This is a genomic window from Pedobacter montanisoli, assembly GCF_022809115.1.
Taxonomy (GTDB): Bacteria; Bacteroidota; Bacteroidia; order Sphingobacteriales; family Sphingobacteriaceae; genus Pedobacter; species Pedobacter montanisoli.
The window spans coordinates 687,705-703,842 of the sequence record NZ_JALGBH010000001.1 but is presented as its reverse complement, the minus strand read 5'-3'; the positions used below and the strand labels follow the sequence as shown (position 1 = coordinate 703,842).

Below are 16,138 nucleotides of genomic sequence, written 5' to 3'. Positions count from 1 at the left end.
AACCTTTGTCGTAATTAAATTGCTTTAAATATGTATAGAGGGTAAAGTTACTAATAGTAAATACTTGAGATTAAAACTAACAAAATAATTTTTAGCAGAATGTAAAAAACAGCCGATGTATTAAAAATAGTTAAATCTTATTTTGCCGGGTAAGATGATGAAAAAAATTTCGTTATTTGAGCATATGAAAATGAGAACGGTATTTATTCTTTTAATGTTTATCTGTTTAGGCAGTTATGCCCAGGATGCGATTTTGATCAGTGAGGGGAACTTTATACGGGGAGTAATACAGGGGACGAACTTTGAAACAGTTGCGATAAAAACAACGGAAGGAGAAATGCAAACCTTTAGAGCTAAAGATATCAGGTCTTTTTTATGGAATGGTGATACCTATGAAAGTAAGCCGGTTATTTTGAATAAAAAAGCAGAAGTTCGATTTTTTAAACTGCTTGAAGGTGGTAAAGTTAACCTGTACAGTTATGGCGTAACTTCTGAAGTTGAGGAAAGTCAGCAAAAAGCACCAGCCAAAATAAAACCAAGCTTTGGTGTAGGTCTTGGTACCGGAGGGTTTGGAGGTGGCGTTGGCGGTGGGGTAAGTATAAACCTTGGGGGCAGAAGAAATAGCGACGAAACAAATACGACGAGACAAAAAGTTAAAGCAACTTATTTTATTGAACGTCCGGGCAGCGGTCCTATTCAGGAAATTTTTGCAGATGGTACAAAAACTGCAGCTACCAAAACATTGTTGCTGCAAAAACTAACAGGTGATGAAGATTTGACAGAAAGAATTAAAGCAACAGACAGCTTTGATGATAAAATTATTCTAGCATTTGTTAAATCTTATAATGAATCTATAAAATAAGAAACTCTATTATCTAAAACTGCAAGAAGGAAGGTGGTCGTTAACCATACCAACAGCTTGCATAAAAGCGTAGCAGATGGTAGAGCCGAAAAACTTAAAACCTCTTTTTTTCATGTCTTTTGCTATGGCATCAGAGATAGGGGTACGTGCAGGCACGTTACCATCAAAATGATTGATCAAAGGTTTTTGATTTGGCATAAAAGCCCAAATGTAATTGGCAAAAGAACCAAATTCCTGTTGTATCTGTAAGAAATGTTGCGCATTGCTTATAGTGGCTTTAATTTTAAGCCTGTTTTTTATGATGCCATCATTTAACATCAGCGCTTCTGCCTGTTCTGGCGTAAAGGCCGCAACTTTTACAGCATCAAAGCCAGCAAAAGCTTTTCGGTATCCTTCCCGTTTACGTAAAATAGTAATCCAGCTTAACCCAGCTTGCGCACCTTCTAGAACAAGAAATTCGAATAAGATTTTGTCATCATAAACAGGTTTGCCCCACTCCTGATCGTGGTATTTTACATAAAGATCGTCATTGCCGCACCAGGTACAGCGAATTATCGAGTTAGATTGCAAAGCAGGCATAATTATGAGTTTAATGAATTTAGGGCTTAAGATAGAAAATTAGATTTTATATACGGTTTTGTGATTGAATTTCTGTTTTTATTTATAAAACAATTTTTAGAGAATCAAAACAAAAGCCGGATATATATCATATCCGGCTTTTCTCTTAAATCTAAGAAGTGAAATTTGTGTGCTCATAATTTATCTGCCTTTAATAAAGCTAGCTACTGCCTCACTTTCCAACTGATTATTGGTGAAATTGAAAGCAGATATGTTGAATTGCATTTCAAAAGCTTCGTATATAGTGCATTTAGGAGAAGTTGGTTTTATCACATATAATACATACAAACCACCTCCGGTATTTGGGCAGGTAACGCAGACCAAAACGGTAGAACAGGTTTGATTAGCCTGTTGCTGCCATTCTGCCTTATGAGCATTTACATAAGCATCTATTTCATCCCAACATAATTTGTTAGGGTTTGGTAAAACAGGTTCGCCTACAATAGGTATAAATACATTATTGCTGGCCGATACTTTTTTAACATAAATAGGCACATATTTTTCACTTAAGGCTGTTTTCAGTTCTGTTTTGCTGCCAATAATAATAGCGTTTTCAGTATTGCCATTTGCCGCAGCAACTTTCATTGCGATAGAAAATCGCTCTTCTTTTTTTACTTCTTCACCACTTTTTTTACAGGCAAAAACAGTAACCAGCGCAAGGGCTAAAACTCCGATAATTTGAATAAACTTTTTCATGACTTGGTTTTTTTAAGGTTAACAATGTTGTTTGCAGATATATCATCTTGTCCTGAAAATTGTTACCCTTCTTTTTTTAAATAATCACAAATCGGGCCTTATCGGCCTAAGAAACAAGGATTAAACGCTTGCATACCTTAGAGACTTATTAACTAAATCAAATCTTTTAAGAAATGTCTATACTAAATTTACGTTCATTCTTTTAAGAAAATCTTGTTTTTTACTTACTTGCATTATGAAAACCAGAATTTTAATTACCGCATTCTCTTGTCTGTTGCTGGCAAAGGCATCGTTTGGCCAGGAACGTATAGGCAAAGAAGTTACTGCTGCATTAAAACTTGCAAGTGCAGATCAGATAAAGGCAGATATTACCTATCTGGCCGATGATAAGTTGTTGGGTAGAAAACCCGGCACACCAGGCTATAAAATGGCTGTAGATTACGTTATTGAAGAGCTAAAGAAAAATGGTGTAAAACCTGCCGGAGAAAATGGCTCCTGGCTACAAACTATTTTGATGCGAAGCGCAACAATTGAGCCTGATTTTACAGCATCTTTATATTCAAACACCAGCAATGAAAATCTAGCTGAAGATCATGGCATAACTTTAAGCCCAAATCCCGTAGCGCCTCAAGCCTCTGTTGATGCTGAAGTTGTTTTTGTGGGATATGGTATAACTGCCCCGACAAAAAATTACGACGATTATAAAGGCCTTAACGTAAAAGGTAAAATTGTATTGGTACTACGTGGCGCTCCCGAAAGTTTCTCGTCAAGCGAAGCTTCGGCAAGTATGAGTATAGCTACAATCCAAAAGAATGCATTGCAGCATGGTGCAATTGGAGTTGTTATGGCCACCGTGGTAGATAGACAAAGAAATATCCCTGCAGGAGCAGTTAACAGACCTAGTATAGCTGTAATGACCCCTAAAGGAGAACTAGTGGTTTCATCAGGCTTTAGTTCAAAAGATTTGAAGATTGCCGGTACATTAGGTTTTAATGCGGTTAAAAAAATATTTAGCAGTGCAGAGAAAGATATTCCAACTGTTACTGAAAAGTTAAAGAAAGGTGAAACACAATCTTTCGCTACAAATTATAAGATGAAAGCATCTTATAAAACAAGCCATAACGATTTTATGACCTATAATGTTGCGGGAAAAATTGAAGGGTCAGACCCTAAATTAAAAAAAGAGTATGTAGTACACAGTGCGCATCTTGATCATTTAGGTATAAGCAAACCTATTGAGGGCGATTCTATTTATAACGGAGCTCATGATAATGCCTCTGGAGTTGCCAGCTTGCTACAGATTACGAAGATTTACTCAGGCTTAAAAGCTAAACCTAAAAGATCGGTTTTAATTCTAATGGTAACCGGAGAAGAAATGGGACTTTTGGGCTCTTCATATTTTGCCATTAAACCAACGGTTAACATTAATCAGATTGTGGCAAACGTAAATACAGATATGCCTACTATTATTGCGCCATTATTATCTATAACGGCATTGGGCGCAGAGCATTCTACTTTAGTTAACCCGGTAAATGAGGCGGCTGCCTATATGAATTTAACTGTAGAGCCAGATCCAGAACCAAATGAAAACAGATTTGTGCGTAGCGATCAATACAGCTTTATTAAAGAAGGTATTCCTGCATTACACGTTAAATACGGAAACAAAACCGCAGATGGAAAAAACAATTTGGATGTATTTGTAAAAGAATGGCGTGCTAAATATTACCATAAACCACAAGATGATATTAACGGGATATTTGATTTTGATGCGGGTAAAAAATATGCTCAGCTCAACTTCTTAATTGGATATCTGGTTGCAAATGATGTTGAAAAACCCGTTTGGAATCCGGGTGATATTTTTGAAAAGAAGAAATAATAAAAAACAGTCGAAATAAAAAATGCGGAGTTTGTATAGCTCCGCATTTTTTATTTAAACACTTATGAGGTGGTATTTATGATAATCAGTTTGAATTTTAGCTTTGTTTTAAATCATCCCAAAACTCAACAGCCCTTCTGTAATGGGGAATAACAATTGATCCGCCTACTAAATTGGCGATCATAAAGATTTCGTTCATTTCCTCATCATTCACTCCCTCGTTATAGCATTTCTCTAAGTGATATTTAATGCAATCGTCGCAACGCAATACCATAGAAGCTACAAGGCCCAGCATTTCTTTAGTTTTAACAGATAAAGCACCATCCGCATAAGAAGTGGTATCTAAGGCAAAAAAACGCTTAATATTGGTGTTTGATGTTTCCATGATCCTGTCGTTCATTTTTGTACGATAGGCGTTAAATTCTTCTGCTAATTTTCCCATGAGTTTAATTTACGGTTTTTGATTTACGAATTACAATTTGCATTTTATGATCCGGACCTTGGATCTGTGTCTTTCTAACTTTACAGCTCTTTCAACGGATCCCAGAAGACCTTTTTAAAATTCTTTACTTTATCATTTTCAACAATGATGCCCTCGGCGGCTAAAAGCTCTTCCATTAAAGAAGGGGGAGAAAAATGAAACTTTCCGGTAAGCAGCCCGGCACTGTTCACTACCCGATGTGCGGGTACTTTGGGTTGCGACATACCGGCATAACGCATAGCGTGCCCTACCATTCTTGAAGAATTGGCCACACCTAGAGCTTTTGCAATGGCGCCATAAGAAGTTACTCTGCCTTTTGGAACAAGGCGAACAACTTCAAAAACTTGCTCATAAAAATTGGTATCCATTTTCCTAAGTTAAGAGTTGAAAGTCAAAAGAACTGTTTGCTAACTAAACGAAAACTGAATGTAATTAATGTTTTTATCTTTTTTAAGGTAAATGCGTTCGTAATGTGTTTTGATAGAAAGCACTTCATCTGCCAAATCAGACTGGTAAAGATGGTCGGTATCTTTATGGGTTAATAAACCCAGTTCAGCAACTTTCTCTTTTGTATAATTATACAAACCATCATTATCTGTTTTCAGGTTTATTTTTGCACCCTCACGTAGTAAAGGCTTATATTTTGCTAAGAAATTAGGTGAAGTAAGGCGTTTGCGTTCCCTGCTGATCTGTGGCTGTGGATCTGCAAAGGTGATCCATATTTCGGCAATTTCCTTTTCTCCGAAGTAATCCTGAAGATCTTCTATTTGTATGCGTAAAAAGGCAAGATTAGGAATGTTTTCTTCCACGCCCGTTTTAGCCCCACGCCAGATACGGTTACCTTTAAGGTCTATTCCTATAAAGTTTTTCTCAGGAAATAATTTGGCCATGTTAACGGCATATTCACCTTTTCCGCAGGCCAATTCTAAAACAACCGGATTATCGTTTTTAAAATGCTCACGGCTCCATTTTCCTTTTAAAGGTTTGCCCTCTTCTAACTGGTAAACGTTGTCAAACGTATTGATCTCTGAAAACTTTCTTAATTTATCTTTACCCACAACTTAATATTAAAGCACAAAAATAGCAATTAATCGTTAATCTGCAGTTGCAATAAAGACAGGATAAGACCATTCATATTCACTAACACAAATAGGAATGTTTTAACGATATATTGACATATAAGTGAGTTAGGTAGATTCTATTTTTAGCATATTTGTCCATATAGTTTATAATTATTTAATTCTGATACGCAGCTGTTTATGAGATCCGTTTTATTGAAGATAATTCCCTTGTTTTTCCTCGCTTTTCCTTTTACATTATTTGCACAACAGGTCTTTACTATTTCAGGGATGGTAACATCAGGAACTGAACCTTTAGAAAGAGTAAGTATCAAAATATCAGGAATTAAACAAAGAATATATACAGACAGTCTGGGCTTTTACGAAGTTAAGCTCAAGGCAGGAAACCATGTATTTGATATTACAGCTGTAGGCTTTAAGGAAAAGAAACAAAGCTTAATGGTAAAACAAGATCAAACCCTGAATTTTGAACTGGAAGAAGATCTCAATACTCTAAATGAGGTAGTGGTCTCTTCAAGAATGAATGAACGGAAGCTTGAAAACCCACAGATGGGTACCGAAAAGCTGAGCATGAAAGAAGTAAGAAGCATACCGCTTATTTTTGGAGAGCGGGATATTTTAAAAGCAATCCAATTTTTACCAGGAATTAAATCGGCGGGCGAAGGAGGAGCAGGAATTTATGTGCGAGGGGGATCATCAGGTCAGAATCTGGTTCTAATGGATGATGTTCCGGTATATAATGCATCCCACTTGATGGGCTTCTTTTCAACTTTTAATCCCGATGCGGTAGAAGATATTACGGTTTATAAAACAGGTATGCCAGCACAATTTGGCGGCAGACTTTCTTCTGTGCTGGATGTTAAGATGAAACAAGGCAATGCCGAAAAATTTGAAGTAGATGGAGGCATCGGGCTGATTTCCTCCAAACTTACCCTTAAAGGCCCCATTCAAAAAGAAAAATCTTCTTTTATTATTTCAGGTCGCCGTACCTATGTAGATGCATTGATCAGGTTATCGCCAGATAGTAGTATCAATAAAAACATTATGTACTTTTATGACGTAAATGGTAGAGCAGATTTCAAGCTTGGCGAGCGTGACAAGCTAATTTTTACGGGATATTTAGGTGCCGATAAATTAGGGCTTGCAGAAACATTTGGTTTAACCTGGGGCAATAAGCAGGCAAGTTTGCAATGGCAGCATTTATTTTCCTCTGCTTTAAGTGTAAATACCACAGCATCCTATACGGGTTATCAGAATAAAATCGCTGTTAACACGGGTTTGGATAATGTACAGATTTTCTCTCAGATTAAGGACCTGACTTTTAAACATCAGTATTTCTGGCAAACATCAGCTCAAAATCAGTTAAAATTTGGACTTAATAGTATATATCATACTGTAAAACCAGGACAAATAACTTCTGAAGGGCAATCGAGTTATAATCCTATCAACTACCAAGAGCGCTATTCCTTAGAAAATGGCATTTTTGTGTCTGATGAATGGAATATTTCTCCTGGCTTCAACGTTACTGCAGGCTTAAGACTAAGCGCTTTCAGTATTTTAGGTAAAGGCGATTTCCTGCTTGTTGATCCTCAAGGAAATATTGTAGATACAAAGACTTACAAAAGTGGTCAGATTGTTAAAACCTATTTCAATCTTGAACCTCGTTTAGCAATAAGTTACCTGTTAGATAATGATCAGTCGGTTAAGATGTCGTATGTACGGAATACGCAAAATATGCACCTTATTTCCAACTCCACATCGGGCAGACCAAGTGATAAGTGGCTGCCTAGTTCTTTAATGGTCAAGCCGGAGATTTCTGATCAGTATTCTGCTGGTTATTATCGCAATTTTAGGGATAATACTTTTGAATTTAATGTAGAAAGCTATTATAAAACCATGCAAAACCAGCTCGATTACAGAGATGGAGCAGATACATTTAACTCAGATAACATAGAAACACAAATTCTTGCGGGCAAAGGCAGAGCTTATGGCCTCGAATTTCTGTTTAAAAAGAAAAAAGGAAAGTTAACGGGGTGGTTAAGTTATACGCTTTCTAAAACAGAAAGAAAAATAGAAGGAATTAATCAGGGCGATTGGTACAATGCCCGTCAGGACAGGACACATGAATTTTCAACGGTTGTGGCATATGATCCGGGCAAGAAATGGAGCTTTTCTGCTTCATGGATCTATTACACGGGCGATGCAATTACTTTTCCGGCCGGAAAATATAATATGGATGGAAGGACCTTCTTCTACTACAGTAGCAGGAACAGTTATAGAATGCCGGCCTATCACAGATTAGATCTGGGTGCCAATTATAAATTAAAACAGAGAAAGAATTTCAGCTCAGAACTTTCATTCAGTCTTTATAATGCCTATGGAAGAAAAAATGCTTATGCCATAACTTTCAGGGAGTCTGAAAAAGATCCTTCGGTTACCGAGGCTGTAAGAACTACGCTATTTAAGTTTGTACCATCTGTTTCATATAATTTTAAATTTTAATGATGGAGAAGAAATATACATTAAACCCTGCTTTTTTGCTTGTTGCACTTTTGTTTTTGCTGACCGGGTGTGAAGATGTGATTACACTTAAGCTGGATGAGCCCGGAGATCAGTATGTAATTGAAGCACAAATAACCGATCAGTTAAAAGGCGCTCAGGTAGCTTTAAGTAAAGTGAAGAATTTTAATGCAGATAATCATTTTAACGGACAAAGTGGGGCGCTGGTAAGTATAGAAGACGAATCTGGAACACCTTACATTCTGCCCGAAACGAGTACTAAAGGAATTTACAGAAACGACCTTTTAAAGGGTATTCCCTCAAAAGCATATAAACTTAAAGTACAAATAGTAGGGAAAACCTTTACTGCCACGAGCATAATGCCCCAAAAAGTAGTGGCTCAAAATGCTTTTGCATTCGAGTTAAGTTTGTTTGACGGCCCCAGATTGTTTACACACGTTACTTACCTTGATCCGGTAGATCGGGAGAATTATTACAGGTTTTTCGAATATGTAAATGGAGTTTATACTAAAACCATAACTGTTACCGATGATGAGTTTACCAATGGGAAGCTTGTAAAACAAATGCTTTGGCCAAATGAATTTACCGAAGAAACTAAGCTAAAAAAGGGCGATGAGATAAAAGTAGAATTCCTGAACATAGATAAAAACATTTTTAAATACTGGAAATCTGTTAAAGACGGTGCTCTGGGCAGCAGTGGCAATGCTTCTCCGGTTAATCCTGTAAGCAATATTTCAGGTGGCGCAATAGGCTATTTTAGTGCACACACTATACAAAGTATAGAATATACAGTTAAATAGGCCTTCTCGCTTAGAAAATTACTTTGCTCCATTCCAAATGTCTTTGGGAATTGCATCCTCACAAGGGCATTTAGTTTTATCAACAACTATTAACTTAATAGACGAGACAATTTTAGCGGCATATTCCTTAAAACCTTCCTCGTTCATACTACTGCGAGCCATAGCTGCTGCTGCACAAAAAGACCATAACTGGGCGTCTTTTTTATCACTTAGCATCTTCGCCTTATATTTTTCGGAAAGGGCAAAATAGGTGTTGAACTGCTCATTGGAAGCTGTCGCGTTTTTACTGTTGAGTGTAAGGGTATAACGGCTACTATTAACTGCTGGCTTAAAGGTTTGTATGGTTGTTGGGCTGGTCACTTCTATCCTGTAATCGATTTTGTTGGTAGGATGAATAAACTGAAATACATTTCCTTCAAGCTTATGGTACACCGAAGTACGATTGGGCTCAATTAAGGTAAGTTCCTTGTCGGTAAAATTGATCGTAACCGTATAATAGCCATCCTCAGTAGTATATTGCCCTGATGTGAGTTTAATTTGCGAGCTTGCACTACTCCCAATTAAGCAAAGTAATGCAATGGTTAAAAATCTTATGGACATTCTGCTTTTCTTCTATTTGCTTCAGAAAAATTATCGGCATCATTGCAACCATAGGTACGGGCATAATACTCCCAATTTCTTTTGCAAGTGGCTGATAAACGATTAGGAATTTGAACAGTGTTTGTCCGGCCTGTTGGGCAAGTGTAAGTGTAGGTGTAAGTAGAGTTATCCACTTTTTTTTCTTCTTCAGGCTCTGCCTCAAACAGTTCACATCCAGATGCGAAAAGGCAGGTTGCTGTTAATAGAAATAATGTTTTGCTTGTTTTCATATTCATAAAAATTATTGATATCTTAAAGTTAGGGCTAGTTTCAAGTCGATCAAATACTTAAAAATGAGTATTTTTAGTGCTCTATTTTATCTTTGAAATCATGAATATTTACTGAGTTCTGACGGTATAATTGGTCTGTTATATATTATTTACGATAATATTTTATAAATTTATAATGTAGTAAACAGACTATCAATTTTAACTATATGACCTTAGTTCAACTTGAATACATCGTTGCTGTAGATACTTACAGAAGCTTTGTTAGTGCGGCAGAAAAATGCTTTGTAACTCAGCCTACGCTGAGTATGCAAATCCAGAAACTGGAAGAGTTTTTAAATGTAAAAATCTTTGACCGCAGTAAGCAGCCCGTTGTGCCTACTGAAATTGGTACTCAGATTATTCAGCAGGCCAGAATTGTTTTACAGGAAAATCAGAAAATAAAAGAAATCATCAATAACCAGCAACAGGAAATTACAGGAGAACTTAAAATTGGTATTATTCCAACTATAGCGCCTTATCTATTGCCCGAAGTTATTGCTGTAATGTTGGCTAAGTATCCCGATTTAAAATTATATATATGGGAATACACTACAGATGATATTATTCATCACTTGAAAACCGGTGTAATAGACTGTGGTATATTGGCCACTCCGTTGATAGATACTAATCTTGAAGAATATCCTTTATTTTATGAAAACTTTGTGGGTTATATTAGTAAAAACAGCAAGTTATATAAGAAAAAGGCTATTGATGCACATGATTTTGATGAGGAAAATATATGGCTGCTTAACGAGGGGCATTGCATGCGTTCGCAGGTTTTAAACATCTGCCGCACCACTAAAAATAATAAGCCGCAAACTTTAACCTATAATACGGGTAGTGTAGAAACACTTATTAGAATGGTAGATGTGAACGAAGGCACTACACTTTTACCTGCATTGGCATTGAGAGATCTGAATACCAAACAACTCAATAAAGTCCGATATTTTAAATCACCAGAACCGGTACGTGAAATTGGCCTGGTAACCCATAAAAGTTTTGTGAAAAGACGTATGCTGCAAGCTTTGAAGGATGAAATCCTGGCGATTATACCTAAAAGTATGAAGCAGAAAAAAAAGAAAGACGTGGTTGGGATATAATCATTATCGATTAAATACGAGCCATTTAAAGCCAAAAATAAGACGAATTCTTTGGAAACATATACCTGAGCCTAAACCTAAAATGTTAACTTTGCCGCATGGTAGAAGTTAAGCTGAAAAAAGGTAAAGAAAAAGCAGTTCTGCAAATGCACCCATGGGTATTTTCAGGAGCGCTGGAAAAAGTAAAAGGTAGCCCTGAAAACGGAGATATTGTAAAAGTAATAGCTTTTAATGGCGATTTTTTAGCTTACGGATTCTTTAATGACCAGTCTAGAGTAGCAGTACGCTTGATTGAATGGAACGAGGACAAAAAAATAGACAGAAACTGGTATTATGAAAAAATAAAGAATGCCATAAAAGCAAGAACTCATGTTTTGCACAATCCTCAAACCAATGCCTGCAGATTAATTTTTAGCGAAGCAGATTTTTTACCAGGCTTAATTGTAGATAAATATGCAGACTTTCTATCCGTACAGATCTTAAGTTCTGGTATAGAACAAGCGAAACCCGTTATTATTGAAGTTTTAGTAGATCTCCTGCAACCTAAAGGGATATTCGACAGAAGTGACGCTACCGCCCGTACACATGAAGGTATAGAAGCCGAAAATGGTTTGCTATGGGGAGAAAATCCTCCTGAATTTATTGAAGTAAAAGAGAATGGCATTTTATACCATATCAATATTGCCGAAGGACAAAAATCAGGATTTTATTGTGATCAACGTGATAACCGAAGAATATTAGCAGAATATGTGGAAGGTAAAACCGTATTAGATTGCTTTAGTTACAGCGGAGGTTTTACCTTAAATGCCTTACAGCAAGGAGCGAAAGCGGTTACCAGTGTAGATAGCTCTGCCTTAGCTATACAAACATTGAATCAAAATATTAGCTTAAATCATTTTCAAGCCGATAAACATACGGCTATTCAAAATGATGTGAACAAGCAACTTAGAATATTTGGAGATAAAGAACGAAAGTTTGATGTGGTAATCTTAGATCCTCCTAAATACGCGCCTTCAAGATCGGCATTAGACCGTGCAGCAAGGGCCTACAAAGATCTCAATAGAAGAGGGTTAATGCTTTTAGAAAAAGGAGGCCTACTAGCTACATTCTCTTGCTCAGGAGCTATGGATATAGAAAGCTTTAAGCAAGTTCTGGCTTGGGCAGCTTTAGATGCAGGCAAAGAAATACAGGTGATCAGGCAGTTCTGTCAACCCGAAGACCATCCAATTCGACTTTCTTTTCCGGAAGGAGAATACTTGAAAGGCCTATTGATCAGAGTGGTCTAAGCACTCAAATCTTTAAATTAAAATCTAAATCAAGACCTTATTTTCTTATAAAATATCCTGTCACAACCATTTGTTTTAAACAAAAAAGTGTTATGTTTGCGCCCTGATAAACAATCTGTTAGAAAAGAATCAGAATTAAGGCTCTATAATGCTCAATACAAATATTCAGGCAAGTCAAAAACTTCTTTCTTATAAACATTTATATGTTTATCCTTCATGTATTTGCTTTACTGTTTTTAAGTAAAGAAGGATGTCTATTGCATTATCAAATAAATAACAAACAATTATAACCCAACAAATTATTTAAGATCAATTTTTATGAAAAAACTATTATTATTAATTTTTACCTTAACATCATTAAAAGCATTCTCACAATTTGAAGGAAGCAAGCAAATTTACGAAGCTAAGGACTTAAAAGAAGCAATTTCTACTCAGAAGCTAGTTGCTATATTACCTTTCGAAACTAAAATCACCTACAAAAAACAACCTAAAAATTATAGCCCAGAAGGAAACCATCAGCAAGAACTGGCAATGGCAAAAAATATACAATCCAGCATGTATACTTTTTTGTTAAGAAAGAAAAATGATTATTCTGTTGATTTTCAGGATGTGGATAAAACGAATATACTTCTTAAGAAATCTGGAATCTTAGATAAACTGGATGAATATACTAAAGATGAAATAGCAAAAATATTAGGTGTTGATGCGGTAATTGGTGGTAAATTTGAACAGGAACAAAGTAAAAGTGAAGCCGGAGCAATTGCCTCTGCTGTTTTGTTTGGAGGCTTTGGTGGGAAAACAGGTTCTGGAACTCTAACCATGACTGTAAATAATGGCTCAAATGGAGAATTGTTATGGAGATTCTTTAAAACAATGGATGATAGTGTTTTTAGCTCAACAGATGATCTGATAGAGAGAATGATGAGAAAAGTATCAAGGAACTTTCCATATAGAAAATAGAACCTACCCTTTAAAAACAAAAAGCTGCTCCGAAAAGGGCAGCTTTTTGTTTTTTTATGCATTGTGTTTAACCATAAATCCCATTTAAGATATTAGCCAGTCTTATACCACCTTTTAACAACTGAGAGTTAACCGTAGAAATCCAGTCAAAATTATATCTATAACTCAACTTGTCGTCATTTTTAATGCCTGTAGCATAAATTTTATTGCAGATTTCGTAAGATTCAAAAATATAATCTTTGATGTTTCCTTTTTTCCATTCAGCAAGTTGTGCTGTTGTAGGGCTGTTAATTGCTTTTGTATATTCTGTATAGCTTAACTGCTGGTAATCAATTAGCTGTTCGTCCCATACGCGGTGCAGGTTAGATTTTTGTCCGAACCAGTTAACCGTAATCCGATTACCACCTAAATCTTCCTTACGGGCAGTATGCATAGGCTGATGCATATCGCCTACTAAGTGTATCAACATACGTAAAGCCAAAAGCTTTTGAGCTGCCGGAGTTTGCTTGTTTTTTAACAGGGCAATCATTTCATTAGTCTTGTTGTAAATGTTTGCTTCTGTCATGTTCTCAAGGTAATTATTAACCCCAATTTTGTCTAAATTTTCAGGTAGGTTAACGTAATGCCATGAGCTTAAATAATTATAACTTGAATCAGATTTGATAAAATCTGGCCAATTGGCCGTAATAGCCATACTTTCAGAACCTAAAATTTCTTTAACGGCTTTTCGGGCATTAGGGTTTAAATAAGATTCAGCTATTTCGCCTACAATGCGATGCCCTAATAAACCCCATGCATTTGCAGCATATGGTAAATAAGTTAGCACAGCTACAAAAATTAATTTTTTAATCAGTTTCATTTTTTATGGTTAAGATTATAATTCTTTTGGTACGCAGATTATTTGTTCACGTAGGGTAAAACTTAATGGATTATGACTGTTCAAGTCTTCAAGAGCAAGCTGTTTAGCTGACCAGTTCTTAATTTTAAATTCGTTGATATATCTCCCCGTCCGGTAGCAACCGCTAACCTTTTGTTTATAGTTTGCTTTGGTAAAGTCGCCAACAAGAGTTAAGGTATCATTTTTTACCAGATAAGTTCCCTTTGCATACTCTTTCCACACGCCATTGTTAAAGCATGAATCTTCATAGTAATTCTCTTTAGAATGAGTTACAAAATCAACGTAAAAAGAGTCGCAGGTAAACTTTAACCGATGGGTAGTATATGACAGGAGCTTTTCAGCGTGAGCTACGCTATCCTGCTGCCATATGCCTTGTAAAAAAGTTTCTCCTTTACCTTGTACATTAGGCATGCGCCTGCATGCTAAAGCCGTTATGCCAACTAAAAAAATGAAGATATACTTTTTACACATTTAACCTAAGAAATAAATAATGCTACGCTGTGATGAAATTAAAGCATGGTTGTTTTAATAACAACCATGCTTTAAAGATATTTTTTATTTTAAGCTGCCAACCATATCTTCAGGCTTAACCCAGGCAGTAAACTGCTCATCGGTTAATAAGCCTAATTCAATAGCCGCTTCACGCAAAGTTTTATTTTCTTTATGTGCTTTTTTAGCAATTTTAGCCGCATTCTCATAGCCAATATGGGTATTTAATGCAGTAACTAACATTAAGGAGTTTTCTAAATGCTGCTTAATTACAGGTTCGTTAGGTTCAATACCAACGGCACATTTATCATTAAATGATACACAGGCATCGCCTATTAAACGGCCGCTTTGCAATACATTAGCTGCAATAACAGGTTTAAATACATTAAGCTCAAAATGACCATTGCTGGCACCTATACTTACAGCTACATCATTACCCATTACCTGCGCACAAACCATTGTTAAAGCTTCTGGTTGCGTAGGATTAACTTTTCCAGGCATGATAGAAGACCCAGGTTCATTATCGGGGATAATGATTTCGCCGATACCACAACGAGGACCAGAACTTAAGATACGGATATCATTTGCCACTTTCATTAAAGAAACCGCAACGCGTTTGTAGGCAGAAGAAAGCTCAACCATAGCATCATGAGCCGCCAAAGCCTCAAACTTGTTTGGAGCAGTAACAAAAGGCAATCCAGTTAATTCTGCAATCTTTTTCGCAACCAATACATCATAACCTTTAGGGGTATTTAGTCCGGTTCCAACAGCAGTACCGCCAAGAGCTAACTCGCTAATCATCTCAAGCGCATTTTTAATGGCTCGTATTCCATTATCTATCTGTTGTACATAACCAGAGAACTCCTGACCTAAAGTTAGGGGAGTTGCATCCATAAAGTGTGTACGGCCGGTTTTTACAATATTGCTCCACGAAGCAGCTTTTGCGGCTAAGGTATTTCTAAGTTTTTCTAATCCCGGAATAGTAATCTCTACTGCCTGTTTGTAAGCAGCGATATGCATGGCTGTTGGATAAGTATCATTAGATGATTGAGATTTGTTTACATCATCGTTTGGATGAAGGATTTTTTGATCATCGGCTAAACTACCACCGTTTAATACATGGCCTCTGTTCGCGATTACCTCATTACCATTCATATTGCTTTGCGTACCCGATCCGGTTTGCCAGATTACCAAAGGAAACTGATCATCCAACTGTCCGGCAATTACCTCGTCACAAGCTTTTGCAATCAGGTCTGTTTTTTCCTTAGAAAGCACGCCTAGTTCATTATTTGCCAATGCTGCAGCTTTTTTAAGATAGCCGAAAGCATGGATAATTTCTTTAGGCATAGAAGCCTCAGGCCCAATTTTAAAATTGTTACGCGAACGCTCAGTTTGTGCACCCCAATATTTATCTGCAGGAACCTGAACTTCGCCCATTGTATCGTGTTCTATTCTGAAACTCATGATCTTATATTTTTAGCCAAATTTAAATATTTTAGAACGGATATGGCAATTTAAACTGTATTTACTTTGTGATAAAATGAGAGGAATAAAACAACAGAGAA

The 16,138-nt window shown here is 36.5% G+C and carries 17 protein-coding genes; 7 read left to right on the top strand and 10 right to left on the bottom strand.

Annotated elements, in window-relative coordinates:
- The first annotated feature begins 154 nt into the window (after positions 1-154).
- The gene (locus MMF97_RS03070) at positions 155-862 is read left to right on the top strand and encodes a hypothetical protein (RefSeq protein ID WP_243359049.1); all 708 of its coding nucleotides are present in this window, start codon (positions 155-157) and stop codon (positions 860-862) included.
- Positions 863-871: 9 nt separating this feature from the next.
- Here the strand turns inward: MMF97_RS03070 and MMF97_RS03065 are convergent, their stop codons facing one another.
- Entirely contained in the window at positions 872-1,441 is a 570-nt protein-coding gene (locus tag MMF97_RS03065; RefSeq protein WP_243359048.1) for a DNA-3-methyladenine glycosylase I, read from the bottom strand.
- 180 nt (positions 1,442-1,621) lie between these two features.
- Positions 1,622-2,176, bottom strand: a complete 555-nt coding sequence (locus tag MMF97_RS03060) for a hypothetical protein (RefSeq protein WP_243359047.1) — start codon at positions 2,174-2,176, stop codon at positions 1,622-1,624.
- A 235-nt stretch (positions 2,177-2,411) separates the two neighbouring features.
- Here MMF97_RS03060 and MMF97_RS03055 point away from each other — a divergent pair, with 235 nt between their 5' ends.
- A complete protein-coding gene (locus MMF97_RS03055) occupies positions 2,412-4,052 on the top strand; it encodes a M28 family peptidase (protein WP_243359045.1) in 1,641 nt (546 codons plus the stop codon).
- A gap of 97 nt (positions 4,053-4,149) precedes the next feature.
- Here the strand turns inward: MMF97_RS03055 and MMF97_RS03050 are convergent, their stop codons facing one another.
- The 3 genes from MMF97_RS03050 to trmB form a co-directional block, all read right to left on the bottom strand.
- The gene (locus MMF97_RS03050; RefSeq protein ID WP_243359044.1) at positions 4,150-4,494 is read right to left on the bottom strand and encodes a carboxymuconolactone decarboxylase family protein; all 345 of its coding nucleotides are present in this window, start codon (positions 4,492-4,494) and stop codon (positions 4,150-4,152) included.
- 80 nt (positions 4,495-4,574) lie between these two features.
- A complete protein-coding gene (locus tag MMF97_RS03045) occupies positions 4,575-4,901 on the bottom strand; it encodes an MGMT family protein (RefSeq protein WP_243359042.1) in 327 nt (108 codons plus the stop codon).
- Positions 4,902-4,940: 39 nt separating this feature from the next.
- Positions 4,941-5,591, bottom strand: coding sequence for a tRNA (guanosine(46)-N7)-methyltransferase TrmB (gene trmB / locus MMF97_RS03040; protein WP_243359040.1), 651 nt, complete (start codon positions 5,589-5,591; stop codon positions 4,941-4,943).
- A 201-nt stretch (positions 5,592-5,792) separates the two neighbouring features.
- Between trmB and MMF97_RS03035 the strand changes: the two genes are divergently transcribed.
- Positions 5,793-8,114 carry a TonB-dependent receptor gene (locus MMF97_RS03035; protein WP_243359038.1) on the top strand — a complete coding sequence of 774 codons (2,322 nt, stop codon included), beginning with the start codon at positions 5,793-5,795 and terminating at the stop codon, positions 8,112-8,114.
- The gene (locus MMF97_RS03030; RefSeq protein ID WP_243359036.1) at positions 8,114-8,932 is read left to right on the top strand and encodes a DUF4249 family protein; all 819 of its coding nucleotides are present in this window, start codon (positions 8,114-8,116) and stop codon (positions 8,930-8,932) included. The genes MMF97_RS03035 and MMF97_RS03030 overlap by 1 nt, the downstream gene beginning before the upstream one ends.
- Before the next feature lie 18 nt (positions 8,933-8,950).
- Here MMF97_RS03030 and MMF97_RS03025 read toward each other — a convergent pair whose 3' ends face one another.
- Positions 8,951-9,532 (bottom strand): hypothetical protein, encoded by a 582-nt coding sequence (locus MMF97_RS03025; RefSeq protein WP_243359035.1) that lies wholly within the window; start codon positions 9,530-9,532, stop codon positions 8,951-8,953.
- On the bottom strand, positions 9,523-9,801 hold the full coding sequence (locus MMF97_RS03020) for a hypothetical protein (RefSeq protein WP_243359033.1): 279 nt from the start codon (positions 9,799-9,801) through the stop codon (positions 9,523-9,525). The genes MMF97_RS03025 and MMF97_RS03020 overlap by 10 nt, the downstream gene beginning before the upstream one ends.
- A gap of 206 nt (positions 9,802-10,007) precedes the next feature.
- On the opposite strand from MMF97_RS03020, the gene MMF97_RS03015 reads away from it, so the two are divergent.
- The 3 genes from MMF97_RS03015 to MMF97_RS03005 all read left to right on the top strand — a co-directional run bounded on the left by MMF97_RS03015 (position 10,008) and on the right by MMF97_RS03005 (position 13,186).
- Complete coding sequence (locus tag MMF97_RS03015; protein ID WP_243359031.1) at positions 10,008-10,940, top strand: hydrogen peroxide-inducible genes activator; 933 nt, start codon at positions 10,008-10,010, stop codon at positions 10,938-10,940.
- Positions 10,941-11,038: 98 nt separating this feature from the next.
- Positions 11,039-12,226 carry a class I SAM-dependent rRNA methyltransferase gene (locus MMF97_RS03010; RefSeq protein WP_243359029.1) on the top strand — a complete coding sequence of 396 codons (1,188 nt, stop codon included), beginning with the start codon at positions 11,039-11,041 and terminating at the stop codon, positions 12,224-12,226.
- Between the two features lie 318 nt (positions 12,227-12,544).
- A complete protein-coding gene (locus MMF97_RS03005; protein ID WP_243359028.1) occupies positions 12,545-13,186 on the top strand; it encodes a hypothetical protein in 642 nt (213 codons plus the stop codon).
- Between the two features lie 67 nt (positions 13,187-13,253).
- On the opposite strand, the gene MMF97_RS03000 is transcribed toward MMF97_RS03005, so the two are convergent.
- The 3 genes from MMF97_RS03000 to fumC all read right to left on the bottom strand — a co-directional run bounded on the left by MMF97_RS03000 (position 13,254) and on the right by fumC (position 16,037).
- Positions 13,254-14,045: a S1/P1 nuclease gene (locus MMF97_RS03000; RefSeq protein ID WP_243359025.1), complete on the bottom strand. Its 792-nt coding sequence runs from the start codon at positions 14,043-14,045 to the stop codon at positions 13,254-13,256.
- Between the two features lie 15 nt (positions 14,046-14,060).
- Positions 14,061-14,495: a fumarate hydratase gene (locus tag MMF97_RS02995; RefSeq protein ID WP_243359023.1), complete on the bottom strand. Its 435-nt coding sequence runs from the start codon at positions 14,493-14,495 to the stop codon at positions 14,061-14,063.
- Positions 14,496-14,639: 144 nt separating this feature from the next.
- Positions 14,640-16,037, bottom strand: coding sequence for a class II fumarate hydratase (gene fumC / locus MMF97_RS02990; RefSeq protein ID WP_243359021.1), 1,398 nt, complete (start codon positions 16,035-16,037; stop codon positions 14,640-14,642).
- Between the last annotated feature and the right edge of the window lie 101 nt (positions 16,038-16,138).